The sequence below is a fragment of the Cellvibrio sp. UBA7661 genome, assembly GCA_002483365.1.
In the GTDB taxonomy this organism is placed as follows: domain Bacteria; phylum Pseudomonadota; class Gammaproteobacteria; order Pseudomonadales; family Cellvibrionaceae; genus Cellvibrio.
This window is the reverse complement of the sequence record DLHT01000012.1, coordinates 65964-92788: the sequence shown is the minus strand read 5'-3', so window position 1 is coordinate 92788 and position 26825 is coordinate 65964. Positions and strand designations below refer to the sequence as shown.

Annotated in this window: 21 protein-coding genes; 8 read left to right on the top strand and 13 right to left on the bottom strand. The window is 48.6% G+C overall.

What is annotated here, in order from left to right:
• From B2739_RS10995 to B2739_RS10985, 3 genes are all read right to left on the bottom strand, one after another.
• Positions 1-586, bottom strand: a 586-nt coding sequence (locus tag B2739_RS10995) for an alpha-glucuronidase family glycosyl hydrolase (protein WP_331345914.1), incomplete at its 3' end; no start/stop codon positions are given.
• Positions 586-2262: a glycoside hydrolase family 43 protein gene (locus B2739_RS10990; protein WP_331345913.1), complete on the bottom strand. Its 1677-nt coding sequence runs from the start codon at positions 2260-2262 to the stop codon at positions 586-588. The genes B2739_RS10995 and B2739_RS10990, both read right to left, overlap by 1 nt.
• Before the next feature lie 82 nt (positions 2263-2344).
• A complete protein-coding gene (locus tag B2739_RS10985; RefSeq protein ID WP_331345912.1) occupies positions 2345-3883 on the bottom strand; it encodes an endo-1,4-beta-xylanase in 1539 nt (512 codons plus the stop codon).
• 10 nt (positions 3884-3893) lie between these two features.
• Here B2739_RS10985 and B2739_RS10980 point away from each other — a divergent pair, with 10 nt between their 5' ends.
• Complete coding sequence (locus B2739_RS10980; RefSeq protein WP_331345911.1) at positions 3894-4112, top strand: hypothetical protein; 219 nt, start codon at positions 3894-3896, stop codon at positions 4110-4112.
• Positions 4113-4323: 211 nt separating this feature from the next.
• Here B2739_RS10980 and B2739_RS10975 read toward each other — a convergent pair whose 3' ends face one another.
• The 3 genes from B2739_RS10975 to B2739_RS10965 all read right to left on the bottom strand — a co-directional run bounded on the left by B2739_RS10975 (position 4324) and on the right by B2739_RS10965 (position 7992).
• Positions 4324-5379, bottom strand: a complete 1056-nt coding sequence (locus tag B2739_RS10975; protein ID WP_331345910.1) for an acyltransferase — start codon at positions 5377-5379, stop codon at positions 4324-4326.
• A 359-nt stretch (positions 5380-5738) separates the two neighbouring features.
• Positions 5739-7151, bottom strand: coding sequence for a sugar porter family MFS transporter (locus B2739_RS10970; RefSeq protein WP_331345909.1), 1413 nt, complete (start codon positions 7149-7151; stop codon positions 5739-5741).
• A 109-nt stretch (positions 7152-7260) separates the two neighbouring features.
• Positions 7261-7992, bottom strand: coding sequence for an NUDIX hydrolase (locus B2739_RS10965; protein WP_331345908.1), 732 nt, complete (start codon positions 7990-7992; stop codon positions 7261-7263).
• Positions 7993-8315: 323 nt separating this feature from the next.
• Here B2739_RS10965 and B2739_RS10960 point away from each other — a divergent pair, with 323 nt between their 5' ends.
• From B2739_RS10960 to B2739_RS10940, 5 genes are all read left to right on the top strand, one after another.
• The gene (locus B2739_RS10960) at positions 8316-9800 is read left to right on the top strand and encodes a xylulokinase (RefSeq protein WP_331345907.1); all 1485 of its coding nucleotides are present in this window, start codon (positions 8316-8318) and stop codon (positions 9798-9800) included.
• Between the two features lie 100 nt (positions 9801-9900).
• On the top strand, positions 9901-11232 hold the full coding sequence (gene xylA, locus B2739_RS10955) for a xylose isomerase (RefSeq protein WP_331345906.1): 1332 nt from the start codon (positions 9901-9903) through the stop codon (positions 11230-11232).
• A 188-nt stretch (positions 11233-11420) separates the two neighbouring features.
• The gene (locus tag B2739_RS10950; RefSeq protein WP_331345905.1) at positions 11421-13943 is read left to right on the top strand and encodes a glycoside hydrolase family 3 N-terminal domain-containing protein; all 2523 of its coding nucleotides are present in this window, start codon (positions 11421-11423) and stop codon (positions 13941-13943) included.
• Positions 13944-14077: 134 nt separating this feature from the next.
• The gene (locus tag B2739_RS10945) at positions 14078-15679 is read left to right on the top strand and encodes a S41 family peptidase (RefSeq protein ID WP_331345904.1); all 1602 of its coding nucleotides are present in this window, start codon (positions 14078-14080) and stop codon (positions 15677-15679) included.
• 176 nt (positions 15680-15855) lie between these two features.
• Positions 15856-16365 (top strand): GNAT family N-acetyltransferase, encoded by a 510-nt coding sequence (locus B2739_RS10940; protein ID WP_331345903.1) that lies wholly within the window; start codon positions 15856-15858, stop codon positions 16363-16365.
• A gap of 44 nt (positions 16366-16409) precedes the next feature.
• Here B2739_RS10940 and B2739_RS10935 read toward each other — a convergent pair whose 3' ends face one another.
• From B2739_RS10935 to B2739_RS10905, 7 genes are all read right to left on the bottom strand, one after another.
• Positions 16410-17339 (bottom strand): prolipoprotein diacylglyceryl transferase, encoded by a 930-nt coding sequence (locus B2739_RS10935; protein ID WP_331345902.1) that lies wholly within the window; start codon positions 17337-17339, stop codon positions 16410-16412.
• 102 nt (positions 17340-17441) lie between these two features.
• Positions 17442-18764, bottom strand: coding sequence for an NAD(P)/FAD-dependent oxidoreductase (locus B2739_RS10930; protein ID WP_331345901.1), 1323 nt, complete (start codon positions 18762-18764; stop codon positions 17442-17444).
• 62 nt (positions 18765-18826) lie between these two features.
• Positions 18827-20308 (bottom strand): hypothetical protein, encoded by a 1482-nt coding sequence (locus B2739_RS10925; RefSeq protein ID WP_331345900.1) that lies wholly within the window; start codon positions 20306-20308, stop codon positions 18827-18829.
• Positions 20309-20318: 10 nt separating this feature from the next.
• Complete coding sequence (locus B2739_RS10920) at positions 20319-22586, bottom strand: DUF3857 domain-containing transglutaminase family protein (RefSeq protein ID WP_331345899.1); 2268 nt, start codon at positions 22584-22586, stop codon at positions 20319-20321.
• A 64-nt stretch (positions 22587-22650) separates the two neighbouring features.
• On the bottom strand, positions 22651-23643 hold the full coding sequence (locus tag B2739_RS10915; RefSeq protein WP_331345898.1) for a Gfo/Idh/MocA family oxidoreductase: 993 nt from the start codon (positions 23641-23643) through the stop codon (positions 22651-22653).
• Positions 23644-23826: 183 nt separating this feature from the next.
• Positions 23827-24489 carry an SDR family oxidoreductase gene (locus B2739_RS10910; protein ID WP_331345897.1) on the bottom strand — a complete coding sequence of 221 codons (663 nt, stop codon included), beginning with the start codon at positions 24487-24489 and terminating at the stop codon, positions 23827-23829.
• 64 nt (positions 24490-24553) lie between these two features.
• Positions 24554-24826 carry a DUF2798 domain-containing protein gene (locus B2739_RS10905; RefSeq protein ID WP_331345896.1) on the bottom strand — a complete coding sequence of 91 codons (273 nt, stop codon included), beginning with the start codon at positions 24824-24826 and terminating at the stop codon, positions 24554-24556.
• 159 nt (positions 24827-24985) lie between these two features.
• On the opposite strand from B2739_RS10905, the gene B2739_RS10900 reads away from it, so the two are divergent.
• The gene (locus B2739_RS10900; protein WP_049632549.1) at positions 24986-25912 is read left to right on the top strand and encodes a LysR family transcriptional regulator; all 927 of its coding nucleotides are present in this window, start codon (positions 24986-24988) and stop codon (positions 25910-25912) included.
• A gap of 332 nt (positions 25913-26244) precedes the next feature.
• Positions 26245-26718, top strand: a complete 474-nt coding sequence (locus tag B2739_RS10895; RefSeq protein ID WP_331345895.1) for a hypothetical protein — start codon at positions 26245-26247, stop codon at positions 26716-26718.
• Positions 26719-26825: the final 107 nt, after the last annotated feature.

Here is a 26825-nt window from a genome sequence, read left to right as displayed (position 1 = left end):
AAATACCGCGGTATTTCACTTTGGGCATATCAACGATGTGCGTTTTTTTATCGATAATCAGTTTTTCTTTTTTAGCGATAGGTACATCTGCCCACCAATACCATGGCGATACACCGATCTGTTCGCTCAAACTGTAAATGCCGTACATAGTCCCGCGTTTGTTTGCGCCAATTATCACCAGCGCCCGCTGCACCTGAGGCAATGGTTGTTCGATCACTTGTATCTGGTAGGCATCCCACTGGTTGCGAATGTTGCTCACATCCACTTTTTTTGCAGCAACTAATTGATCGATCAATTGGCTTTTGCCCAGGGTGCCAATAATGACGGCCTGGATATTTTTGCCGTTTGGCTGATGATTAAGTGGAAGTGTTTGGCCGGTGACTTTTGCAATATCACTTTGCAGGTTGCGCGCAGCGCGCAGCACCCCCGGAAAATCATGGTTGTCGATAATTAATTCGGCAACGACTTTTTTGTCCGCCAACACCACATTGTTGCGCGCGTTTTCAGTGAGCCAGGATTGCTCCCCCAGCGCAAAACAACCGGGGGCAAGTAATAGGATTAGCCATAAACACCAGAGTCTGCGCATTATTCTGCCCTCGCGTGGATACCCAATAGTGTTCCAACAAATCCGCCAGCAACTTCAGTGCTCAGGATTTTTGCATCGGCATTTTCCAGCACCGGTTTTTTATGGCCATCTTTATTGTGGTAGTAAAAACTGATCTTGCCTGCATCGCCTTCTATCGCCAACTGCAATGGTTTACCAAGATCGGTGGGCGATAAAGTGCGAATCACTTTCGGTGCACTTTTATTGGCTTGCTCAATAAACAGCTGCGTTTTGCCATTGATGGTGGTTGCACCAAAATAATAGTGCGCCGTTTCGCTTTGCAGCGCGACTATACCCGCTGAACTCTTTGTTTCAGGTACATCCAATTGGGTGCTGGCACTAAAGCGAGTGTGTTGTTGGCGACGGCCGAGAAATGCCGGTTGCTCCAGTTGATCCAATGTTACGTTTAATGCTTGTAATTGAATGCGATTATTTTTCAAGGCGTAAAAGGGCGAATCAGCGGTGCGCAAACTGACCCAATGATGCTGCAATGCGCTGCCGGAAAAATTATCCTGCCAGATAAAATTTCCGGTCATAGGCTCAATGTCTTTGTTGTTGGCCGATGCTGCAGCTGACATTTTGGGTTTATCAAGTTGGTAGGGAATTTCTTTGCCTTGCTCCAAAATCATGGGCCAGCCGTTGTCCCAATTGACCGGTAATAAAAAAGTTTCGCGGCCGGTGTTGTAGGCGGTTTTATCGTAGGCGCGTGTTGCTAAAAATACGGCCCACCATTCACCTTCTTTGGTTTGCACAATATCGGCATGGCCAGCGGTGGTGATGGGGTTGGGGCGATTAATATCGAGATCGCGTTGGGTCAGGATAGGATTACCTTTGTAAGGTTCAAACGGTTTACTTAAATCTTTGGTACGGAATATCACTGCGCTGTGTTCGTAACCGGTGCCGCCTTCGGCGCAGAGCAAATAATACCAACCGTTAATTTTGTAGAGGTGCGGAGCTTCAATCCAAATCGGTTTTTTAGCTAAATCGGTGCCGCCATTTACAATCACGCGGCCAGACTCTTTGATAATTTTTTGCTTAGCAAGGTCAAATTCCCACAACCAAATTGCGCGGTGGCCTTCATAGAGTGGCTCGCCAGTTGGTGCGTCGTTATGCGCGATATAAACGCGGCCATCATCATCGAAAAAAATATCCGGATCTATGCCGCCAACTTCCGGCAGCAAAATGGGCTCAGACCAGGGACCTGCGGGATTTTTTGCTGTGACAATAAAGTTGCCGCGCACATCGACCAGCGTGGTGATCATGTAAAACGTTCCCTCGTGATAGCGGATTGTGGGTGCATAAATACCGCGCGAGGTTTTTTGTTTGTAGAGTGGTAATTGCGAAGGAGTAACCAATACATGGCCAAGCGATTTCCAGTTCACCAAATCCTTGCTGTGAAAAATGGGTACGCCGGGTGAATACGAAAACGAAGAAGTCACCAGATAATAATCATCGCCCGCGCGGGTAATACTGGGGTCGGGATAAAACCCGGCAAGCACCGGATTTTGAAATTGGCCTTGCGCCGGTTTTTGTGCAAAGACAGTATCTTTTCCTTCATAGGTAAATTGATAAAAATTTACCGTCGGCGAATCACTCGCAAACGCACCGAATGAAAAAACGTTGGCGATTAAAAAACAGCTCAGTGGCTTGGTGTTCATACCTTTACCTCATGCAGAAGATAAAATGGGCAATCACTTGCATGATCGCCCACCGTGAGAGTGTTTAGTGCAGTGCTAACAATTAATTACACGCACCGCCCTGCAATGCATCGGCATAGCCGCGCAATGCCGGTTTATCGTTGTAGTTGTTGTCGAACAATAACGGCCAGGCAATTGCTTCGCCGTTATAAGCTGCAGTCGCCGTGGTTAACCAGGTGCTTGCATCGGTAGTGCCCCACACGGTAATGCCACCGCGCAAATTGGCAGGCACCGTATCCAGATAGGCTTTCACAATTTCGCAATAACGTTTTTTCTGTGCGAGTGATGCCGTTTCAGTGAAGGTAGTTATTTTGTTACCTGGCCAGCCGCTGTTGTACGGATTATTGACCGCTACATCTAACTCGGTAATTTTTACTTTGAGGCCTTTATCAACCACTTTTTTCATGGCCGCACTGATATTGGCGATTGATGGGTAATCCATAAACACGTGCATTTGGAAACCTACGCCATCGATAGGAATGTTGCGCGCCTGGAAGTCGGTCAGCATTTCAATCATCTTGGTGGTTTTGGCGTTGTTCTGGTCAATGTTGTAATCGTTGTAGTACAGCGTTGCATTAGCATCTGCTGCACGCGCGGCTTGAAATGCTTTTTCAATATAAACCGCGCTGTTGCCACTTTTGGTGTAGAACGCCGAGTCGGTGCGGAAATTTGCCGGGCTGCTGTCATTGATCGCTTCGTTCACTACATCCCAACTGGTGACATTGCCTTTCGCTTCAAAATGATCCACTACCGCAGTCACATGCGCTTCAACTGCGGTAATAAAATCGGTAGCCGAACCTGACCAATTTTTCATAAACGATGGCACTTGATAATCCGAATGCCACACCAGTGCATGACCGTGTACGGTCATATTTTTACTCTTGGCGTAATCGACAAATGCATCGGCATTGGTGAACGTGAAGTTGCCTTGCGTAGGTTGCAGGTAACTCATTTTCATAATGTTGCCTGCGGTCATTTGATCGAAATGTTTTTCCACCAACGCTTGTTCAGAGGCGTTAGTCAAAATGTTGTAAGTGGCGGAATCGGTATTGGATACCGCGGCACCAATCGGGAAGCTGGCAAGATCGCGCAGGCTGTTAACACCGGCCGAATAAATGCTGCTGGCGGTTGAACTGGTTGCCGAGCTGGAGCTTGCAGCAGTTTGCGCGAGCGCGATGGTGACGCTTTTGATGGTAACAACACCGGCAGGTGAGCCTTTGGCCTGTACACCGATTTGTACATCGTTATCGGTTTGGTCGAATTTTTTATCGGCCTCGCTGATGGTGCAGGTGATAGTGACATCGGCACCGGCAGTGAGTAATTCATTGCCTGACCAGCAGCCCCATTCTCCCGGCCAGCTTCCACCTTTGATTTGCGCGAGTGGTTGCAAACTGGCACCGCTGGCTTTGAATTCACTGCTGACGTTCACCACCATGGAGATGACGGCCTCTTCCAGCTTGATGGGCTTGGCAACATCGGTGACTGCGCCAATATTGTCGCCACTGGCGGTAAAGCTGACACCATTGCTATTAAACGTGACACCTGAATTTCCCTCGCCATTGCCGCGCCAGCCGCTGGTCATATCCACGCTAATGGTTGTGTTAGCGATAGAGCTTGAGCTGCTGGCAGGTGCAGAGGATGCCGGTGTGGAGCTGGGTGCAACCGATGAGGGAGCCGCTGATGAAGGCGCGATTGAGGACGGTGCTGTTGATGATGGAGCCACTGAGCTTGCCACCACTGAACTTGCCACCACTGAACTTGGCGCTACTGACGATGCAGGTACAGAGGCCGCGCTGGAGCTGGTTGATTGACTGCCCCCACTTCCACCACCGCAGGCGGTCAGCCCGATAGTAATCAGAAAGAGGGGGATCAAGCGTTGGATTTGTTGCATGGTTAAGGTCCCTAATTATGGTGTTATTGTTGTAGTCAATTAAACCATAACCAAGAATAACTTGTATACCAGTGAACACCCGATTTATAGCGGGTATTCAGAGCGGGCGAAACCGGGACTGAAGTGCTGGATCAGGTCGCTTGTGGCAGGGCGCGATTGACCTTGTCGGGCAGTCTTTCCAGCAATTTGCGGCTCATGCGTTGCAGCGGCATTTCCACATAATGGGATGCGATCATCGGCAGTAACACCCCCGCAATCCCCAGCGGTATCCAGAGTGATGCGTACTCTTTATGACTAAGTCCGAGCCAGTGGGCACCGTAATAAAACACCAGCATATGCATCAGGTAGATTGAAAAGCTGGCCTGGCCAATTTTGCGCATGGGTTTGTTGGCAAAAAGCAGAGAGGTCCAGCGGGAATCGATCGAGAGCAGATAAATTGCCATCGCAAAAGCAATACTCATCTCCACGGAGTCGTACAGGGCTGCAGTGTTATCAATCAGTACCATGGGCGAAAAAATAACAGCCAGGGCGGTGAGTTGCAGAAGGTTCAGTGCAATCCGGTTGCGTGTTCCCTCCCACTGCCAGCGCGGTAAAAGCCCTGCAACCGTTCCTGCCAAAAAGTAGTGAAGTTTGTTGGGCACGCTCAAGTTAGGCCAATGGTTATGGGTGAGGATCAACAGTGCACACACAAAGATCCCCAGCGGCATTGCATAGGCCAGACGGTTGCGATTGGCGATGCACCACCACACAAACAGGAAGAAAACGTAGTACTGCACTTCCAATGGAATCGACCAGAAAATATTGACGTTGCCGCTGAACAGGTAATGGCGGGCGATAGCGGTCGAGCCTTCAATCGCCAAGGGAAAATCGCCGGGTGCGAATTGAGTCAGTAAGATACAGACGCTAATCACCAGCCAGTAAATCGGAGCGATGCGCGAGAAGCGCGCAATCCCGTATTTAACCACCGCGTTGCTATCGCAGTCGCTGCGCGCATACAGATAGCCCATCAAAAAACCGCTGAGCACAAAAAAAACGCCAACCCCTACGGAGCCAATCAGCCCTATATAGGTTGGCCAGGGCATGTGGGAAATAATGACAAAAAGACAGGCCAGCGCGCGTATGCCATCCAGATTGGGCATTTTGTCCTTGGGTCCCGTGTGGGGGGTGGTTAATGAGCGGGTATCCATAGCGAGCGAACTCCCATCGCAGTGTGTGAATACAGGCAGCAAATGAGGACCAGGCTTCAGTCATTGCTGGTTAGATCAATAAGTCTGAAGGGATAAAGCAAAATACAGTCCAGTTGGAAAGTCGCGCAGAGTGTGGAAACCGGAAGTGTGCATTGGTACCCGATTAAAAATGTTTTGGATGACAGCACGGCAATATGAAGAGGGATCTTTCTGTTTGTGTCGATTCACAACAGGGCAGGTGCGTAGCGTAATGGATGATTTTTGGGCAGTGGCCGGAATCAGAATGCGAAGCTAATAATAACCGGCAATAAAAAAGGCGAACCTGGGTTCGCCTTTTGGGTATTTCAGAAGAGCCGGATTTAGCCTTCCATCTGCTCCAACTCTTTGCCTTTGGTCTCTTTGATGTACCACATCACAAAGAACACCGAGAACAGCGAGAAGAAGGTGTAAATGCTGTAAGCGCCCGCCAAGCCAATCGCAGATGCCAGCAGCATTGGGAAGGTCCAAGTGATGAGGAAGTTCGCACCCCATTGCGCCAGACCGGCAATGGCCAGTGCAGAGCCGCGCATTTGGTTGGGGAACATTTCACCCAGCATGACCCACACCACCGGCCCCCAGGACATATTGAAGAACACCACATACACGTTGGCCGCAATCAGCGCCAGCATGCCATTGGTTGAGGAGAGTTGCAGCTTTCCTGCTTCGTCGGTTGGCGCACCGGAAAACGCATAGGCAACCAGCGCGAGGGTGATGGTCATGCCGATAGAGCCGAACCACAGCAGGGGTTTACGGCCGATTTTATCCACCAAAAAGAATGTCACCAGACAGGCACCAATGCTCACCGCACCGGAGATCACATTGGTAAAGAGCGCATCGCTCTCAGAGAAACCGGCCGCTTGCCAGAGTACCGAACCGTAATAGAACACCACGTTGATGCCCACAAATTGCTGCAATACCGCAAGGCCAAAACCAACCCATACAATCGGGCGGATTTTACCTGTGCTTTTATTTACCAAATCGCGGAAGCTTGGTTTGTGATCATGAGCCAGGGTGTTGTAGATGTCTTTGACTTTGTCATCGGCTTTGTCGCCATAGAGTTTGGTAAGGACTACTTTGGCTTTGTCATTTTTACCATTGGCAACCAAAAAGCGCGGGCTCTCGGGGATCAGGAATAACGCCAGGAAAAAGATACCGGCAGGGATCAATTCCATCCAGAACATCCAGCGCCAGGTTTCATAACCCCACCACAAAATAGATGTTGAACCGCCAGCGGTTTCGGCCAGTTGGTAGTTGCTGAGGAAGGAGAAAAACAAGCCGCTGATGATGGCGATTTGTTGGATGGAGCTGAGTTTGCCGCGATATTGTGCCGGAGCGACTTCACTGATGTAGGCTGGGCAAATAATACTGGCTGCGCCTACTGCGAGGCCGCCAATCACGCGGTAGATGATGAATTCAACCGAACCGGTTGCAACGCCTGAGCCCCAGGCAGAAATGATGAACAGAATGGATGACACCATCAGTACCCACCAGCGGCCATATTTGTCGGCCCACTGGCCAGCAAAGAAAGCGCCGACGGCACAACCGAGCAGCATGGACGACACACTAAAACCGGTGCCCATGGAATCGGAATTAAACGCTTTTTGCAGGCCATCAACGGTGCCGTTAATTACACCGCTGTCATAGCCAAACAGAAATCCACCAATGGTGGCGATCAAACTAATGAGTACGACAAACGACATGTTTGCCTGAGTAGGGCTGGGGGTCTCGTTCATGGTAATACCTGTTATTGAAATTATCTTGTGCCTGTCTTTGATCGGCAGGCTTTGTTATTGCCGCTAATTCGACGGCGCGACCATACCACAGTTGCCGTGTGGCGAGCCGTCAAATCTCGAAGGCGAAGCCGGATTCGCTCAGGTGTTTGTAAGCCTCGGCATCAAACCGGTAAAGGCTTGCAGCGCGATGCGGTACACCTTGCTGTTTTTCATTGCACGGCGACAGCAGGTTCATCTTCATAATCTTGCGACGGAAGTTGGGCTTGTCCAGCGTGGTGTTGAGGATTGCCTCATACAGTGCTTGCAATTGCAGCAGGGTGAATTTTTCCGGGAGCAGGTTAAAACCAATCGGTTGATGACAAACCTGATGGCGCAGAACCTTTAAGCCATGGGCAATAATTTCTGCATGGTCATACACAAGTTCGGGCAAGTTATTCACGCTTTGCCAGTTCACATCGGCTGCACTTTGGCCTGCCACTAATGAAAATTTATCTGCGCTTACCAGTGCGTAATAAGCGATGGTCACAACCCGCTCTGTGGGAAAGCGATCAACCCGGCCAAACGTTTTCAGCTGCTCCAGATACAAGTCACGGATGCCGGTCAGCTCTTCCAGCAGGCGATAGGCTGCATCGCGCAGGTTTTCATCGTAGCGGATCCAGCCCCCGGGCAGCGCCCATTTACCTTGGTGCAGGGGGTCAGTTTGCTTGACCAGCAGAATTTTCAGCTCGTTATTGTCCAAGCCAAAAATTAGGTTATCGATAGAAAGTGCCTTGATGACATCCTCAGCCAAATTGAGGCTGCTATGGGTTGGTTGGCTGCCGGGAATGTGGGTATTAGGCACGTTCAATGTCCTCAGGATAACAAAGGTTATTGTTTCTATTAGTCGATAAAGCCTGTTCGATAGGCTGGTTTAATCGGCATTGTATAAGCCAGCGTCACAATGGTCGAGAGCTGCGCGGATAGGATCAACTTACGCGACACAAAAGAAATTTCATAGATATTGTGATTATGACCTTAATATTTACGTTCCTTTATCTTGTGGTCACATAGACAATAAGCTATTCTATGTTTATGTCAAATGACGGTGTGCGATTGTTAACCACAAGTGTGCACTGTTTGTTCGCTCTTAATCAGTTGGCTCTAGAGCCTAAGGTGAAAACCGTTATGTTGTTTCTTGGCATTGATGTCGGCAGTTCTTCCGTCAAGTTGTCGGTATTGGATGGTGCTACAGGCAAAAGTCTGGGAGCGCTTTCCCATCCTGAGTCGGAATTGGCGATAGAAAGCCCTGCTGCCGGTTTTGCCGAGCAAGATCCGAATACCTGGTGGGATTGCATTCGCCAGGGTTTTGCGCGTTTGGTGGCGCGCGGCAGTTTTGATCCGCAGCGTATTGATGCCATCGGTATTTCTTACCAGATGCACGGCTTGGTTGTTGTGGACAAAAACCAGCAGGTGTTGCGCCCTTCCATTATCTGGTGCGATAGCCGCGCGGTGCCCCTGGGCAATAAAGCGCTCACTGATCTCGGTCAGGATTACTGCTTCGGCCACCTATTGAATTCCCCCGGCAATTTCACGGCGGCGAAATTGCGCTGGGTGCAAGAAAACCAGCCAGAAATTTTCGCGCGCATCCACAAAATTATGCTGCCCGGTGATTTTGTTGCGATGAAATTATCCGGTTCAATCAATACCACTGCGTCAGGTTTGTCTGAAGGGACGCTGTGGGATTTCAAAGAAAACCGTGTCGCTACTGAATTGCTGGCGCATTGGGGAATTGATGCGTCAGTGGTTCCCGATGTAGTGCCAAGCTTTGGTGTGCAATCGATCGTGAGTGATTCGGTTGCGGCCGAATTGGGTCTGCGCCCAGGTGTGAAAATTTGTTATCGCGCGGGCGATCAGCCTAACAATGCGTTTAGCTTGAATGTGTTGGAACCGGGCGAAGTTGCTGCAACGGCGGGAACCTCGGGCGTGATTTACGGCGTTACCGATCAGCCAGCGGCAGATACTGAATCGCGCGTAAATACGTTTTTGCATGTCACCAGCACGGAAGAGAAAAAACGCAATGGTGTGCTGGTGTGTGTGAATGGTTGCGGCCGCTTGTATTCCTGGTTGCGCCAAACCATCAGTGCGGCCGGTGCAACGCCATCTTATCCGCAATTAAATGCATTGGCGCAAGCGGTTCCTGTGGGCAGCGATGGTTTGTTGTTTCATCCGTTTGGCAATGGTGCTGAGCGTATTTTTCAAAATAAAAATTTGGGTGCGCAACTGCGCAATCTGGATTTTAACCGCCACGGTTTGGGTCACATGGTGCGCGCTGCACAAGAGGGCATAGTGTTCTCGCTCAATCAAGGTTTCGATGTATTGAAATCATTGGGTGGCAGTTGCGAAGTAGTGCGCGCAGGAAAAGGCAATATGTTTTTAAGCGATGTGTTTGCACAAACTTTTGCGAATACGACGCAAGCAGCAGTCGAAATGTTTGAAACTGATGGCGCTGAAGGCGCAGCGCGTGCGGCAGCACTGGGTAGTGGTTATTACGCTTCAGCAAATGAAGCATTTACCGGGTTGACGCGTCTGAGTGTGGTGGAGCCACAAGCAGCACTGTTTGCCCAGTATCAGGATGCTTATCAACACTGGGTTGAACTATTGCCAAAATAGTTACCAAAGTAAGTTGTCACAGCTTGTTTTGGTTTGATCCGGTTAGCGATAAACAATTTTTTTGAATGTGTGTTAGTAAAAAATCCTCAAGGTGAAAAATATGAGTATTGTTCTTGGTAGCAAAGAATACTTCCCCGGTATCGGTAAGATCGGTTACGAAGGCCCGGATTCTGACAATCCATTAGCATTTAAATACTACGATGAAAACCGCGTAGTTGCCGGCAAAACCATGAAAGAACATTTCAGATTTGCCACCTGCTACTGGCACAGCTTCTGTGGCGCTGGCCACGATCCTTTTGGTCCTGGCACCAAAATTTTCCCGTGGATGGCAACGCAAGATCCAATCGCGCGTGCGCGTGAAAAAATGGATGCTGCATTTGAATTCATCACCAAGTTGGGCACACCATACTACTGCTTCCACGATGTGGATCTGGTTGATGAAGGCGCTTCACGTGCCGAAACCTCCAGCCGTTTGCAATCTATTGTTGAGTACGCAAAAGAAAAACAAAAAGCATCTGGCGTGAAATTATTGTGGGGCACTGCCAACCTGTTTTCTAATCCACGCTACATGAACGGTGCGTCTACCAACCCGGATTTCAACGTAGTGGCTTATGCCGGTGCGCAATTGAAAGATGCGATTGATGCAACCATCGCACTGAACGGTGAAAACTATGTGTTCTGGGGCGGTCGTGAAGGTTACATGAGCTTGCTCAACACCGACATGAAACGCGAACAAGAGCATATGGCTCGCTTCCTGACCATGGCTCGTGATTACGCACGTGCACAAGGCTTTAAAGGTTACTTCTTCATTGAGCCTAAGCCGATGGAGCCATCCAAGCACCAATACGACTTCGATGCTGAAACTGTAATTGGTTTCTTGCGTCATCACGGTTTGGACAAAGATTTCAAACTGAACTTGGAAACTAACCACGCTACTTTGGCTGGTCACACCATGTGCCACGATATGCAAGCAGCAGCTAACGCTGGCATGTTGGGTTCATTGGACGCAAACCGCGGCGACTACCAAAACGCTTGGGATACCGACCAGTTCCCATACAACATCAATGAAACCGTAGAAATGATGTTGGTATTCCTGCGCGCTGGCGGCCTGCAAGGTGGCGGTGTGAACTTTGATGCAAAAGTGCGTCGCAACTCACCTGATCCTGTTGATATGTTCTACGGCCACATTGGTGGTATGGATACGTTTGCACGTGCATTGCTTATCGCTGACAGCCTGATTCAACAATCGCCGTTGGAAGGTCTGCGCAAAGAGCGTTACAGCAGCTTCGACGCTGGCAATGGTGCTGCGTACGAACAAGGCAAACTGACCCTGCAACAATTGGCAGAGCTCGGTAACAAAGGTGGCGAAGTCACCTTGCAAAGCGGTCGTCAGGAGCTGTACGAAAATATTATCAACCGTTACATCCGCTAATCCTTTTTTTGGATTAACTGTTTTTCTAGCAAAGCCTCTGGCCGCCTATGATCATCCCAGCAATGGGGTGATAACTGGCGGCCTTTTTTTTATTACCGATAACACCATAAAAACCAGGCATCACACTTGTTAAATCAAGTACCACTCTCGCTAAACCAAAAATACACCAGTAAAAAGAGGGCAACACAATGCAACCCTTATTACCCCTGCGGTTAAAAAGTTTTATTGCCAGTGCACTGTTATTGGCACTTCCGTTTAGTGCACACAATGCAAATAGCGCAGACGATTCGAATAAAACAGGCGCTTCACACAAACCCGGCACCTCTCACAAAACAGTTCCGGTTTATAAAAATCCCGCCAAACCAATCGATGCACGCGTCAATGATTTGCTCAAGCGCATGACGTTGGAAGAGAAAGTTGCGCAATTGCAAACCGTGTGGGTTGCGCGGCAAAAATTGGAAACAGAAGCGGGTGAATTTACCGCAGAGCACGCACAAGACATTATCGGGTTGGGTATTGGTCAGGTTGCCCGTCCGGCAGAAAATAAAGCAGTGCTGTCTCCCAATAAAACACCGGCACAAACATTGGCATTCACCAATGCTGTGCAAAAATTTCTGGTTGAAAATACCCGCTTGGGAATTCCTGCGATCTTTCATGAAGAGGCATTGCACGGTCACGCTGGTCGCAATGCCACAAGTTTTCCGCAAGCGATTGCTCTGGCAAGTACATGGGACCCAGGCGCCATTGAGCAGGTGTACACCATTGCCGCAAAAGAAATGCGCGCGATAGGTACGCATCAGGCGCTTGCGCCTGTACTTGATGTAGCGCGTGACCCGCGCTGGGGGCGCATTGAAGAAACTATGGGCGAAGATCCTTATCTGGTATCTGAATTGGGCGTTGCAGCCGTAAAAGGTTTTCAAGGGGCCGGCAAGGACATTGGTAAAGAGCGTGTGTTGGCGACGTTGAAACATCTTGCCGGGCACGGTGAACCCACCGGTGGATTAAATACCGCGCCAGCGCCGATTGGTGAACGCAGCCTGCGCGAAAATTTCCTGCTGCCTTTTGAAGCGGCCGTAAAAGTGGCACATGCACGCAGTGTGATGGCGTCTTACAATGAAATTGATGGCATCCCTTCGCATTCGAATGTGGACTTGCTGCAAAATATTTTGCGTGGCGAATGGAATTTTACTGGTGCTGTGGTCAGCGATTATTTTGCGATTGCCGAATTAATTAACCGTCATCATCTTGCGGCAGATAAATCCGATGCGGCACTGATGGCAATGGCTGCCGGTGTCGATGTCGAAACACCCGATGGCGACGCCTACAAAGCATTGGTCCAGTTAGTTAACGATAAAAAAATCAGCATTAAAAAAATTGATCAAGCCGTCGCGCGCGTATTGCATGAAAAGTTTTCACTAGGGTTGTTCGATACGCCCTACACCCCCGTCACCGATGTGGATGCATTTGTCGGAAATCCACAACACGCGTTGCTTGCGCAACAGGTTGCTGAAAAATCTATCATCCTGCTGAAAAACGAAAAAAATATTTTGCCGTTAAATAAAGCAACATTGAAATCCATCGCGGTGATCGGCCCGCATATCGATGAAACTTTGATTGGTGGCTATAGCGATGTACCCAAAAAGACAGTCAGTATATTGCAGGGCTTAACGGAATATCTTGGCGGCGCAGTGACTGTGCATCATGAGAAAGGCACATTGTTAACCATTGAAAAATGGCCATCGCATCCGGATTCTGCCGCTGCCAACAGTCGTTCAAAACAGCGCTGGCACACTGATGAGGTAGTGTTGGCATCACCAGCCGAGACCAAAGGCATGATTGAAAAAGCAGTGGTGGCTGCGCAAAAAAGTGATGTTGCCATTGTGGTTGTGGGCGATAACGAAGGAACCTCGCGCGAGGCTTGGAGCGATGGCCATTTGGGCGACCGGACCAGCCTTGAATTATTGGGCGAGCAGCAAGCGCTGGTCGATGCTGTGCTGGCAACAGGAAAACCGACGGTGGTGTTACTGATAGGCGGCCGTCCATTGGCAATCAGTCAACTGGCAGAAACCGCGCCCGCGATTTTGCAGGGTTGGTACTTGGGGCAAGAAACGGGGCGCGCAGTTGCCCGCGTGTTGTTTGGTGATGTTAATCCAGGTGGCAAATTGCCAGTAAGCGTTCCGCGCTCTGCTGGCCATTTGCCGGTGTATTACAACTATAAGCCTTCGGCTAAACGCGGCTATGCATTTGAAAAAACCGACGCGCTTTATCCTTTTGGTTTTGGTTTGAGTTATACGCAGTTTACCTACAACGATATGCAGCTGGACAAAACCACGCTGGGTGCAAATGAGACAGTCAATATCAGTGTCACAGTGACCAATACAGGTAAGCGTGCGGGCGATGAAATTGTGCAGCTTTACACCAATGACCCGGTGGCGAGCGTTACCCAACCGGTTAAACAATTGCGCGGTTTCAAACGCGTAAATCTTGCTGCTGGCCAATCGGTGCGCGTGGTGTTTACCCTGTCGGCCAATCAATTTGCGTTTTATGACCGCGCGATGAAATTTATGCTTGAGCCGGGAAAAATCAATGTAATGGTAGGGGGATCATCTGTCGAGCTGCCATTAAAAGCAGAATTAAACGTAACCGGTAAAGCAACGGATGTCAGCCGCTCCAAGGTGTACATCACTCCGGCAGCGGTGAATTATTTGTAATCGGTTTGGTTAGCGCGCTCTGTTAGCACACTACGGTGGGGTAGTTCCCGCCGTAGTTTTTCGTGTCCTTTTCTTTTATTCTGTTGCTCCCACAGTCGCTGTGGGCGACTAATAGGATACCTAAGGACTTTACCGTGAACGAATCATCTTGCCCCGCAACAAAACCTGCAACCAAGGCTCGCGCCTTGTCTTTATTCGCGTTACTGCCAAAACAGTTTTCAACCCTTTTTGCTTTTTGCGCGTCTGTATTGCTGCTCTCATCCTGTGGCGGAGGAGGTGATGGCGATGGAGGGGGAGGTACACCCGGTTTTATCTCCGGCGGTAATAATAGCTGGCAAGCTGGCGTCTATAAGCCTTCCGGTAATTTTGAAAACTATTGCGAAAAACCGCGTGTAGGTGCGAGCAAAATTACCGGTATTCCATTCCCGGACCGCAAAGGAAACGCAACGCAAGAAAAGAATTTTTTGCGCTCATGGAGTTATGAAACCTATTTGTGGTTTGAGGATTTACCTGATATCAATCCCGATAATAGCGATACGCCACAAAATTATTTCAGACGTCTGGTTTCTGACAAAAAAACACCCTCGGGTTCTTATAAAGATAATTTTCATTTTTATGAGCCGACCGAAAGTGAAGAGGCATGGAGTGCGGGCATCAGTTATGGTTACGGACTCCATTTAAAAATTAATTGGGATGTGCCGCGGACTATCCAGGTTGTTTACGCCGATAGCAATTCACCGGCTGCGAATAACAATATTAAACGTGGTGCAAAAATTATCGCAGTGGATGGATTGAATATATCCACCATGAATGCAAATGCATTATTTGATGCGCTCTATCCACCACAAATTAATGCGGTACATGAATTTGAAATTCAGGATGCCGGTGCAAATAACACCCGTAAAGTCATTTTGGAATCAGCCTCTTTACCAACAGAGGCCGTATCTATCGCCAAGGCTATTGATCATAACGGCAGTAAGGTGGGTTATATTCAATTCAATACTTTTATTCCAGACGCGCAAGATCAATGGGTGACGGCAATAAACTCGCTTAAAAATGCGGGCGTAAGTGATTTGGTGGTGGATATGCGCTACAACGGTGGCGGATATATTTCAATTGCAGCACAAGTCGGCTATATGATTGCTGGAGCCAATACCAACAATAAAGTGTTTTATCAGGATGTCGCCAATTCAAAAATGCCAAAAGAAAGCCCTTGGGGCTTTGTGGTTGTGGGCCTTTATGGATTAAATAAATCGTTAAATTTGCCTACACTGAATTTGCAGCGCGTTTATGTATTGGCAACGGAAGGAACGTGTTCCGCAAGTGAATTAGTTATTAATAGTTTGCGCGGTATCGGTGTCAGTGTGTATTTGATTGGCGATACCACATGTGGCAAACCCTATGGATTTTTGCCGCAACCGAATTGTGGCACTACCTATTACACCATCCAATTTAAAGCAGTTAATGCAAAAGGTTATGGTGAATACAGCGATGGTTTTATACCGTCCACAACCGATAATGGAATGGATAGAGTTAAAGGTTGTAGTGTTGCAGATAATCTGGCCTATCAATTAGGCGATTCAAATGAACCTTTGCTTGCGGCTGCACTGCAGTTGCGTGCAACGGGGGCATGTCCAACTGCATCAACTCGTGGCCAGCAGAAAATGTCGGTGGATGCAGAGCAAGGAGAATTGATGTTGCCGCCAACCAGACGATTGATGATTCTGGAGCGTTAATATCGGATCAATAACGAACTAATGAAAGAAAGGTGATCTGCGTTGCAAAAGGCTCCTCTTAAAGGAGCCTTTTGTTTTTGTGGTGGTCAGATTGTAAAACCGATATAGTGGCGGCTCTGCTTTACACAGAGTTACTGTGAATTTCCCTCCTTCCTTACCTAATGCGTTAAATAATTGTGAATCCGTCCCGTTCTGTTACTACAGCTGTTGAAATCGCTCTTCTGGAAACCACACCAGAACACTTCTTGCAGGTCGCACAATGGCACCATCAGGAATGCGAGCGCCAAGGCGTAAAATCTTCCCTTGCGTTGCGCCAACAGCGGCTGGTATTGCATGTGCAAGAAAGCAGCATTCCAAAAACATTGGTTGCGATGCTCGATGAAAAATTGATCGGCTGTGTCAGCCTTGTCAATTACACCTATCGCAGCAGTGAGCGGATGCCCAAAGTTGCGAGCGAAAGCCCGGTGTGGTTAAGCAATTTATTCGTGCTGGAAAAGTACCGCCAGCAGGGTTTTGGTAATGCATTAATCGATGCGGCAAAAAATTACGCGCAGAGTTTGGCGTTAGAAGAGATTTGGTTATCCGCTACGGATTACACCAATTACTACCAAAAACGCGGCTGGGAAATTATCCGCCGCACCCGCTTGGCGGGGCGGCAGGTAAATGTGATGCGGGTGGGGTTGTAAGCGCTGTATTTGGGGTTGTTATGTGGTTGTGCTTGAAGTTGTATCTAAAATTGGGCGCAGGCCGATAATGCGCTTATTGCAGCAACAACAAACATAATCCTGGGTAATAGTTGTGCGCGTGTTGTTTTAGTAATTCCGATGGTTCCCGCGATTATCAGTGCAGTAGAAATAAATTCTGCCTGGGTAAAACTCATTCCCCATAGGTGATATTCGCTGTTGATGCGGATTTTCTCTATTAATAAACGTTCGAATCCGCTCAACAACAAATACACAGAAAACATAAATCCTGTTTGGTGATGATGTTTGCGGATGCGCCATAAAATCGCAAAGATAAAAAATGCTGCAAGCGCTTCGTAAAGTGGTGTTGGATAAACGCCCGGTGCAGGAATAACTATGCCGACAACATTGTTCTCGTAAGTTTGCGCCCAAAACCAATCCGGTAACCACGCAGGTTTGATCGCTATATTGGCAGCTGTGCCCCAGTCTCCATCGCCGGATATTTGGCAACCCAAACGGCCAATTCCGTAACCCAGAATAACCGCTGGTGCTAATGCATCCAGCATTGGTGCAATAGGTACTGCGCGTTTTTTTAAAAATACAGCGCCAGCGATAGCACCTAGAATCAATCCGCCATAAATGGAAAATCCATCGCGTGAAAAAATCATAGCGACAGGATTCTGGACAACATCCTGTGGATATTCCAGTAGGTGAAAAATGCGCGCGCCTATTATGCCGAAAATAGCGCAGACAACAGCCAAATCTGAAACCAGTTCATGAGTAGCAGTTTCTTTGTTGCGATATTTTGCGTGTGTTGGCAACAAGCCGTGTTGCTCAAAACGAATCACTTCTTTTTTGCCGATCCACGCCGCTGTAAAAATAGCGAGTGCGACAAATGTACCGAACATCGCAATTGGAAGATGGATATTCGTGCCGAAAATGTCGTTAATTAAATCGCTTAAATAAGGGTAAGACATGAAATTAATTTCCTTGTCGGCACGTTGTTGGTGAGTTGTATTTATTAGAATAAATGCTAATCCCCCCAGCCCCCTTTGAAAAAGGGGGCTGGGGGGATTTAATCAATGCAACTTCAAACGTGGGCGCAGCCAGCGGTTTAAGCGCCCACCTAACATAATTAATCCGGTGCGGATCAAACCGTGGATGGCGATTTGGTGCATACGATAAAGCGATATGTACACTATCCGTGCCAGACGTCCTTCGATAAACATACTGCCTTTGCTTAAATTACCCATCAAATTTCCGACAGTAGAATAACTTGCTAATGAAATGAGCGAGCCATGGTCGGTGTATTTGTAAGCTTGCATTGGTTTATTGTTGAGCGTGGCAATCAAGTTTTTGTAACAGGTTGTTGCCATTTGGTGTGCGGATTGTGCGCGAGGCGGAACGCGGCTGCCATCCGGATTGGTAAATTGTGCGCAATCGCCAATAGCGAAAATAGTGGCATCGCGTGTGGTTTGCAAAAATTCATTTACATGGAGTTGATTGATGCGGTTAGTCTCAAGCCCCGCGATATTCGCCATAAAGTCGGGCACTTTAATCCCTGCTGCCCACACCATAATGTCGGCAGGAATTAATTGGCCATCTTTAGTGTGCAAGCCTTCTTTGGATGCCGAGATAATCATGGTGTTGAGTTTGACATCGACACCAATTTTTACCAATTCACTGTGCGCTGAACCGGAAATGCGCTCAGGCAGTGCAGGCAAAATACGTGGGCCAGCTTCAACCAGTGTTACATGAAGGTGATCATTTGATACTGCATCAAAACCATAATTGTGAATTTCATGTACTGCGTGATGCAATTCTGCAGACAGCTCAACACCAGTTGCACCGGCACCGACAATCGCAATACGCACGTGTTCGTTTGATCCGGTGATGCGTTGGATGTGCAAAAATTTATTCAACAATTTGGTGTGGAATTTATGTGCTTGCGTAGGGCTATCAAGAAACAAACAATTTTCTTTGACACCCACGGTGTTGAAGTCATTGGAAATGGAGCCGAGAGCAATGACCAGATAATCGTAGGGAATACGTGTTGAAGGTAAAAACTCCACACCATCTTCATCTTGCATAGGGGCAAGTACAACTTCACGAGTATCGCGGTCGATATCAATCATGGTGCCGACGCGAAAGAAAAAATGGTGCGCATTGGCGTGGCCGCGATAACTTACCGCATCAACGTCTTCATCCATAGTACCCACCGCAATTTCATGCAGTAATGGTTTCCATAAATGCGTGGTGTTGCGGTCAATCAAGGTGACTTCCGCTTTATTTTTACGGCCTAATTTTTCGCCCAATTTAGTGGCAAGCTCAAGCCCGCCAGCGCCGCCGCCGACTACCACAATGCGTGGTTTGGTTGGCGATATAGTTGAAGATGTTTGCATGGTGCTACCTGCATATTAAGTGGATAAATCGTCTCACGGCACAGCGGGCCATCTGCCCGCTGTTAATGATCAAGGCCGTTTAAAAAATGTTTTGCTAATGGCCGCTCAATAAAGCGGTAAGTGTTTTGCTCCAATGCAGCGGAAAAGAGTTTTCGCGCTGAAGATAAATTGCCAGCGCGAAAGTCGCGATAACCGGAATAAAAAAAGTATTCAGTGCGCTCACAGCGGTTGCTGGCATTTTGCCTGAATTGATTGCGCGACATTTTGTCTGTCCAGTACGCATAGACGGCCGCTTCCCATTCGCTGCGAAAGCCCAGTTTTCTTTGTTTGATCAAACTGGAAAAATCCAGGTCAGCTTGTTGGCCAATAATGTCTGCTTTGGCGACATCATAAACGCTGATATTTTGTTGTGATTGTAAATAGTCTGTAAAACTCAAGGCAGCTTTTTGCCAATCACCGGCGTTCATGTAAATTTCGTGGTGCGACGGGTCATTATTGGCCAGGCCTTTTTGTGTCGCTTGTGCGAGTAGTTCGTAAGCCTTTCCATGATTACCTAACATGGAATAATTTTGTGCATGAAAGGCGATGTTGTCGGCACTGGGGTCCAGCTCAAGCAAAATGCCAGATTCATGCAGCGCCAATTGGTACTGGTTTTGGTCGAGGAACAGACGGGCTAACGCATAGTGGAGGCCTGCATTATCAGGCGCGAGCGGAACTGCTTGTTGGTAATAGCTGATCGCCTTTTTAAGGTAAGTATTTTTTTCATAGCTACAGCCACTTGCTTCTGCGCTGGCTTCATAAGTCGTCGCGATAGCCTCGTACAAATCTTCAGTCGGTTTTACTTGCTCCTCCCCCAATTTGAGTGTCGCCAGAGCGAGCGGATAATAGCTGGCCTCGCGATACATGCGTGCGAGTTGGATATAGGGTTTATCCATTTCCGGCTGTTCACGCATGGCCGACAGCAAGGCGCGATAAAGCGGTTCGGGGTTTTGATCGAGCGATTTTTTTTGTTGCAGATATTGTTGTAAAAATACACCCAGTGAGGGCGCGTTTACCTGAAGCCGGTTGGTCGGTGACATTTGCATAAAAATATTATGCGCTTTGGTGTAAGCATTATCTTTGCCTGCCACTATGTCTTCGTAATAAAGGTTATACAGAAGCTTTAATGTGGCGGGGTTACCGGGCACCAGAGTTAAAATGTGGAGCAAGTGTGTTTCGGCTTGTGCGCGGTAGTGCGGATTTTTTTGTTTTTCATTTTCAGCCAAATACATGAGGCTCAATTCATACAGCAACTCTGCATTGTCGGGCTCTGCTTTACTGCGCGCTTCCAGCGCAAGCAGTTCGGCGGTTTTATTTTCAGTGGCCAGATTGGTAGCGGAATCAGTAGTGAAAACTGCAGCGCTCTGATTTTTTACCGGCGCATTATGCGGTACCTGACTACAGCCAAACAGCGCACTGGCGAGTACTGCACAAACTAAACCGGTGCGCAGGAGCGGTATGCCGCAGCGTATAGAATTCTTGCCGTCATAAGCCTTGAATTGCATTGCGTTCACCTCAGAATTGATAGCCCAAGGCTTCTGCTTTTTTAAACGAGGCATCGGATTCCGCTAACAGTTGGTTGTACCCCTGTGCCAATCCTAATATGTAATAGGCTTCCGCTTTTTTGGGTGATGTTTTTACTGCCTGTTGTGCAATGTCCAGCGATTTTTTGTAATCACCATTTTTGATGTGCAGTTTCGCCAGTGCAATCAAGCTGACAACATCGGATTTGCCGTTGTTGTTCAGTGCAGAATTTTCCAAGGCAAATAATTCGGCAGACGTTTTGTTGTACTCGTAAGACAATAACCAATCATTGGATTCTTGCAGCGCATTGGTTTTTTGATAAAAGTCGGCGTAATCGGCCACGGGCACCAGCACGGTTTTAGCGGTGAATGTTTGGTTAACGATATAGCGATTTTTTTCCTCGCTGCCGGTTTGTACCAAACGGTAATACGCGTTATCGATATTTTCGCCCTGGGTTTTTAACAGCAGGCGATGTTCCGGGCTTGGGCTGTTGAACACAACACGCGAACGCAAAGTGAAACCCGGGTCTACAGCATAGGATTGTTTGCGGTCTTGCGGTTTGTGCATGTTGCGCAAATCAGCAAATAAATTAGTGAGCTGGGTAATACTGAAGGAATAATTGATAGGTTCTTTTTTTCCGCCCCAGACATTGGTGAAAACAAAACGGCCGTGAATCGTAAACGGCTGCCACATATTGTCGGCGTTGCTTGCGGTTAATTCTGTGACTTCAGCCGAGTTGTAAATCTGGCCAATCAATTCGCGGAAATATTTATCGCGCTCATGGGAGTATTGCCACATGCTGCGCAAGCGCTGCTCATACATGCCGCCTAATTGTAATTTGAAACTGGCAGAGGCATTGCGCCCATCAAATTTATCAAAAACCAATTCAAGGTCAGCAAGGTGTTCGCGCTCATTCAATTCGGGCAGTGTGCTGATAGTTTGCGTATCGCTATTGACGACCAATGCAGGCTGGCCTTCGATGCCGAGTGAAAAGCCGGGGTACAAACTGGTTTCGCCGGTGGTGTCCATCCATATTTCCGGCTGACCTTGTTGGGCGGGAATATGCACGATCATATGGTCAAAGCTTACACCGGGTACGCGCATATCGGGTACGCCACGGCCACGGGTAATAATCAGTGCGGGGTCGGCTTTTATGCCCAGTTTGCGCAGTAGCATCACGGCTAATACGGTTTGGTCTTTGCAATCACCATAACCATTTTTTAATACTTCAAACGCATCGTGTGGTTCATAGCCACCGCGGCCAACGTGGGCAAATACGTAGCGCACACGGTCTTGTATTGCGCGATAAACCGCCTTGGTTTTTTGTTCGGGTGTGAGCGCGGTCTTTTTGATCTCGGCAATCAATGCATCCAATTTTTCATCGCTGACTAAATGCGGTTCTACCAGCGCATCGGCCCAGCGCGCTACATCGTTCCATTTACTGGTGGTAGATACACGTAAATAGGGCGCATAGTCGTGTGTGCGCGGCATATTATTTTGCAATTCAATTTTGGCGAGATTTTTTCCTGTCCAGGTAATGGTTTGTTGGTCGCCTTTGGCGCTACGCTTTTGGGTGATGGGAAAACGGCTTTGGTCAAATGCGTTGGTATCGCTGCTGGTGAGCTGGATTTTTTTCGGCGCAGTGATTTGCAACTCGCTAATGCTGATAGCATCGGCGCGCGAGCCTTGGCCTGCCGCGCGGTCTTCCCACCAGTGAAAACTGAAACTATCAAACCATTGGTTGGGCACCATTTTTTTGATGTCGGTGTAGCGATATTGGAATTCAATAATCGACCCTTTACGCACATTGGGTAGCGAAAACAATAATTCTTTGCGGTCGTGATAAAAGTTTTCGTCGGTCGGACTTTGGATTTGAGTGGCATCGGCTTTGATGCTATCGATCTTGCCATCCGGTGTGCGCACATTGGCAAATTCCAGTGCGATGTCTTCATAAAAACTGTTGAAGCTCACGCTAATCTGGCTGTAATCGCGCACCGCTTCATCACTGTTGATATACACCGCCACATAGGATGTAGCATGGCTCATCAACTGCTCATCAATATGCACATGGGTTTTGCGCAAAATAATCTGAGCTTCTCCGGCTTTGTTTGCATCAACACTGCGTGCCAATGTTTTTAATGCAGGCGCAAGGCGTTGGATTTTTTTATCCCCTGCATTTGCATAACTATTGCTTGTCACCAGCAATAAACTGATGACGGCTATTCCATGTAGGCATCGGCTGAAGAAAAATTCTGACACTCGCGCTCTCCAAAGGTGTAACGGTGATGTGTGGTTTACAACAAAGCCAGGGCTCAGGTCGTTGTTAAACCCGAACCCAACGGCGCTCTGCAGCGCTTTGAAAAATGGCATCAATGCAACGCATATTGGCGATGGCATCTTCCAGTGGAGTAGGCACCGGCGTGTTATTGAAAATGCTCAAGGCTAATGCATCGCCCATTGCGCCGTAGTGGTTGGTATCCGGCACTTCAATTTCCTCAACTACACGGTTGCGGGTGATGCGGATTTTTTGCACCGGTAGGCCGCTGTCGTTATAAAACGGGCGCTCGATGTAAAGGCTACCTTGATCGCCGATGGCTTCGGCGTATTGAATAGGCTCAATTTTGGTTGCTGCGGTAAAGCTCGCGGTACCTGCAGAAAATTCCATAATGCCAGAGGTCAGGCAATCCACTTCTTCACCGGGCATAGGCGTAATCTGGCCGAGTACATTGTTGGGCTCTTCATTAAATAACCAACGCGACAGTGAAACGGAATAGCAGCCAATATCCAGCAGCGCACCGCCGCCCCATTCAGTTTTGTTGCGAATGTTATCCGGCTCGCGGTTGTTGTAAGAAAAATGTGAATGCACGGCGTAGAGTTTGCCAATTGCACCTTCATCAACCAGTTTTTTTGCCAGCTGCCATTGCGGATGAAAGCGATACATAAACGCTTCCATTACTTTCAGATGCGGATGTGCGCGCGCTGCATCTATCAGGCGCTGTGCATCGGCGGTATTTAACCCGAGCGGTTTTTCACAGAGCACATGTTTGCCTGCTTGCAGCGCTTTGATCGACCAGTCCACATGCAAGTGATTGGGCAGCGGATTGTAAATCGCATCAATCTGCGGATCGGCCAGCATGTCTTCGTAACTGCCGTAGGCCTGTGCGATACCCAATGAATCAGCAGTAGCGCGGGCGTTTTGCAAATCGCGTGAGCAAATCGCAACCACTTCATTGTGCTGGGAAGCCTGTAGTGCAGGGATAACTTTTTCGCGGCCAATTTTGGCGGTGCTGAGCACGCCCCAACGAAGTTTTTGCATATGTTTTCCTAGTGTCCTGTGAGCTGCCGTGTGGCGTTTCGCGTGAATAATTGTAGTGATAAATGCAGTGGTAAAGCGGATGTTAAATAAAGTCGGTCAGTGTAGCGCAAGCGCGGCTCAGGGGGTGAGCCGCGCAGGGTTTTTGATGCGGAAAAAGCAGGGAATCAACAGTAGAAAAACAGATCACCAGGGCAGCAGATCGCCATTGGAATGCCAGAAGCTGCCACTGTTCTCAAGAGTCAATCCATCGATGCGTTGGTTCAGGCGCTGTGCGGCTACATCGGCAGAAATATCGCCGCCAAAATTGACCATCGCGGTTTGCACGTAACCCGGGTGGAGTATCGCCACGGCAATGCCCCGTGGTTTTAAATCCCGCGCGAGCGATACCGCCGCCGCATTCAGCGCCGCTTTGGACATGCGGTAGCCGTAATAACCGCCCGAACTGTTGTCGGCAATAGAACCCATACGGCTGGTGATGAAGGCGATTTTCGCACCGGAAGCCAGATTGCCCAGCAGCGCCTCGGTCACGCGTAAAGGTGCTTCGGCATTGACTAAAAATTGCTGCTGCAGCGATTGGTAATCAATGCTGCCCAGCGCTTCGTGCAAAAAAATACCGGCGTTGTTAATCAGCAAATCAATCGATTTACCTTCCAGTCGCTCAGCCAATCGGGCTACCGCCTGTGCATCGGTCACATCTACACCGGCTACTACCAGCGCGCCGGATTCCGTCAGTTCTGGCGATGCGTTGCGGCATACGCCAATCACATCCCAGCCCTGCGCCAAATAGGTTTTGCACAAGGCCAGACCTATACCGCGGTTTGCGCCGGTGATCAATGCTGTTTTCATCTTCTCGGTCTCCTCAAGGGTATTTCGATAAAACCGAAGGGTAATTCATTCGTTGGTGCGCGGGTTAATTTTTTACCGTGTGTTTGACCAACAACATCACCAGTGGGCGCACCAGCAAAATACAGAAGAAGGCCGATGGCATGGCGATGCTATAGGCATGGGCTACCTGCGCCAGATAGTGATCGGCAATGCCGCTGTTGGCCGCCACAATAATGAGCGACATCAGGAACGCCATGATCGCCGACATATAAAACGCGAACACAAGCGGTGTAAAGCGGGCAGGTAGTTTGCGGCTGCCTGCGGGTTTAAGGGTGATGTCGATATTGGCTTCTTGCATCGTATTTCCTCAGTAATCGAACGATTGATGAATGCAGGCACGCTTGCCTACGGACGGGTGCACTTTACGGCTCGGCTGTTGTGTGCGGTAGATGAGCACTGGCTTCTGCTATATTAAGCAAAACTTACTAATCAATTTATTTATTCGGAAGTTATGGCGATGGATACATTACGCGGTATTGAATGTTTTGTGCGCGCAGTGGAGGGCGGCAGCATTGCAGCAGCGGCGCGCCGTTTGGGCATCAGCGCCGCGGCGACCAGCCAGAATATCGCCCGTTTGGAGTCTTATCTGGATGTGCGCCTGCTCACCCGCACCACTCGCAGTTTGGCAATGACCGATGCTGGCCGCGTCTATTACGACAAAGTCGCGCTGTTAATCCATGAGCTGGAACTGGCGCGCGCCGCCGTAACCGATGCGCAGCAAGAGCTGCAAGGCCGGTTGTGCATCGCCTCTACTGCTGCGTTTAGCCGTCATGTACTCGCGCCCCTGATTCCCGCCTTTAACCAGCGCTATCCACGCCTGGAAATTGAAATCACCTCAACCGACCGGCGCGTGGATCACGTGCAGGAATCGGTGGATGTCAGCATCCGCATCAAACAGCAACTGGATGAAGGTTTAATCGCGCGCAAAATCGCCGCCATTCCCACCATTTTTTGCGCCTCACCTGCGTACATCGCACGTGCAGGCCGCCCCAAAACACCCGCCGATTTGCGCGACCACGATTGCCTGGTATTCCGCCTCGCCGTTGACGGGCGCTTTTTGCGTTGGGGATTTGTAGAAAACGGTTTGCGTTTTGATGCAGAAGTGCGCCCCGCCATTATCAGTGACGACATCGACGTACTCGCACGCCTCGCCGTCGCAGGCGGTGGCATCACCCGCTTGGCCGCCTTCGTCGCCAACGATTATTTGCGTCGCGGCGAGCTGAAAGAATTATTCACCTGCGACGAATGCACCGGCTTTAACGCAGAAATCGAACCACTGGATATTTACGCCTGCGTGCGCGACCGCCACCAATTAACCCCCAAGGTTCGCGCGTTTATGGATTATTTGGCGGAGGCGCTGCCTGCGGAGTGGCGGGTGGGGTAGTTGCATTAGAGTGATGTGTTTGGTCGCTGGTGGGAGGTAAAAATAATTTGTGAAGTTATGTGTTGTAATGGAGTTATCTGCAGATAAGTGATATTCATTGCCATTGTGCCAATAGGTTGCTGGTGAGCTTGCGAACCGCAACGGGCTAAAGGTCAGCAGTGTTCCGCCTTTCGTTCCCTCAGCATAAAATGACTGCCGAATGAAAGCCAGTAATGACGTGTGACTAGAGGATGTGTTATTAAATTACCCTTCAAACTTAGATAGAAAAATGCCGGAGTGAAGTGCGGAAAAATTCCATCTAATTACATTGTTAGCCAAAAAATAAGGAACCCATGACTCAAGAAAACTATTGGTTAATATCACTTGGCATCAGTGGCTTAGCGCTGGCTATGTCTATAGCCACATTTTTTTACTCTCATTTTCGCTCGAAGAAAACTGATGAGCAAAAACTATACGAAAAAAAGACCGATGTATTAATTTCAATAAATGAGCTTCATGATCTTGCATCAGAATTAACACTTATCATTTTACAAAAAGTATCTCTTTTTCAGGAATACTCAGCTCTTAGGGAAAATGAAATAAAGGAGCATGTTCGGGTTAGAGCAAATCTTGCCTTCTTGAGAAGTGAGTTAGAGTTTCTAAACGACCAAAGGCGAAAGTTACAGGAGCTTAGCCCTTCAGACATAGAGTCCTGGGAATCTATGAAGGCCACTTATAAAAGTTGGTCTAACAATATCTCCTCTACAATCAGTAAAGAGCAAAGCGCATTAAATGAGCTAAAAAGTAAAGTCATTAAAAATGGCTAACAAGCGACTGTGGTAAAAAATAGATTGATTTGACATCAAAATCACTCTTCTTTTTTGTTGTGCACCGTGCCGCCAATGTGTGCAATTGGCCGATAGCTGGCGTTGAT

Excerpts from the sequence above, each read along its gene's own strand:
- B2739_RS10985 (WP_331345912.1), bottom strand. The coding sequence starts at position 3,883 with ATGACCAGCGGCTGGCGCGGCAATGGCGAGGGAAATTCAGGTGTCACG.
- B2739_RS10915 (WP_331345898.1), bottom strand. The coding sequence starts at position 23,643 with ATGCAAAAACTTCGTTGGGGCGTGCTCAGCACCGCCAAAATTGGCCGC.
- B2739_RS10980 (WP_331345911.1), top strand. The coding sequence starts at position 3,894 with ATGGTTGTGTTAGCGATAGAGCTTGAGCTGCTGGCAGGTGCAGAGGAT.
- xylA (WP_331345906.1), top strand. The coding sequence starts at position 9,901 with ATGAGTATTGTTCTTGGTAGCAAAGAATACTTCCCCGGTATCGGTAAG.
- B2739_RS10990 (WP_331345913.1), bottom strand. The coding sequence starts at position 2,262 with ATGAACACCAAGCCACTGAGCTGTTTTTTAATCGCCAACGTTTTTTCA.
- B2739_RS10960 (WP_331345907.1), top strand. The coding sequence starts at position 8,316 with ATGTTGTTTCTTGGCATTGATGTCGGCAGTTCTTCCGTCAAGTTGTCG.
- B2739_RS10895 (WP_331345895.1), top strand. The coding sequence starts at position 26,245 with ATGACTCAAGAAAACTATTGGTTAATATCACTTGGCATCAGTGGCTTA.
- B2739_RS10970 (WP_331345909.1), bottom strand. The coding sequence starts at position 7,151 with ATGAACGAGACCCCCAGCCCTACTCAGGCAAACATGTCGTTTGTCGTA.
- B2739_RS10910 (WP_331345897.1), bottom strand. The coding sequence starts at position 24,489 with ATGAAAACAGCATTGATCACCGGCGCAAACCGCGGTATAGGTCTGGCC.
- B2739_RS10925 (WP_331345900.1), bottom strand. The coding sequence starts at position 20,308 with ATGCAATTCAAGGCTTATGACGGCAAGAATTCTATACGCTGCGGCATA.
- B2739_RS10975 (WP_331345910.1), bottom strand. The coding sequence starts at position 5,379 with ATGGATACCCGCTCATTAACCACCCCCCACACGGGACCCAAGGACAAA.
- B2739_RS10935 (WP_331345902.1), bottom strand. The coding sequence starts at position 17,339 with ATGTCTTACCCTTATTTAAGCGATTTAATTAACGACATTTTCGGCACG.
- B2739_RS10930 (WP_331345901.1), bottom strand. The coding sequence starts at position 18,764 with ATGCAAACATCTTCAACTATATCGCCAACCAAACCACGCATTGTGGTA.
- B2739_RS10950 (WP_331345905.1), top strand. The coding sequence starts at position 11,421 with ATGCAACCCTTATTACCCCTGCGGTTAAAAAGTTTTATTGCCAGTGCA.
- B2739_RS10905 (WP_331345896.1), bottom strand. The coding sequence starts at position 24,826 with ATGCAAGAAGCCAATATCGACATCACCCTTAAACCCGCAGGCAGCCGC.
- B2739_RS10900 (WP_049632549.1), top strand. The coding sequence starts at position 24,986 with ATGGATACATTACGCGGTATTGAATGTTTTGTGCGCGCAGTGGAGGGC.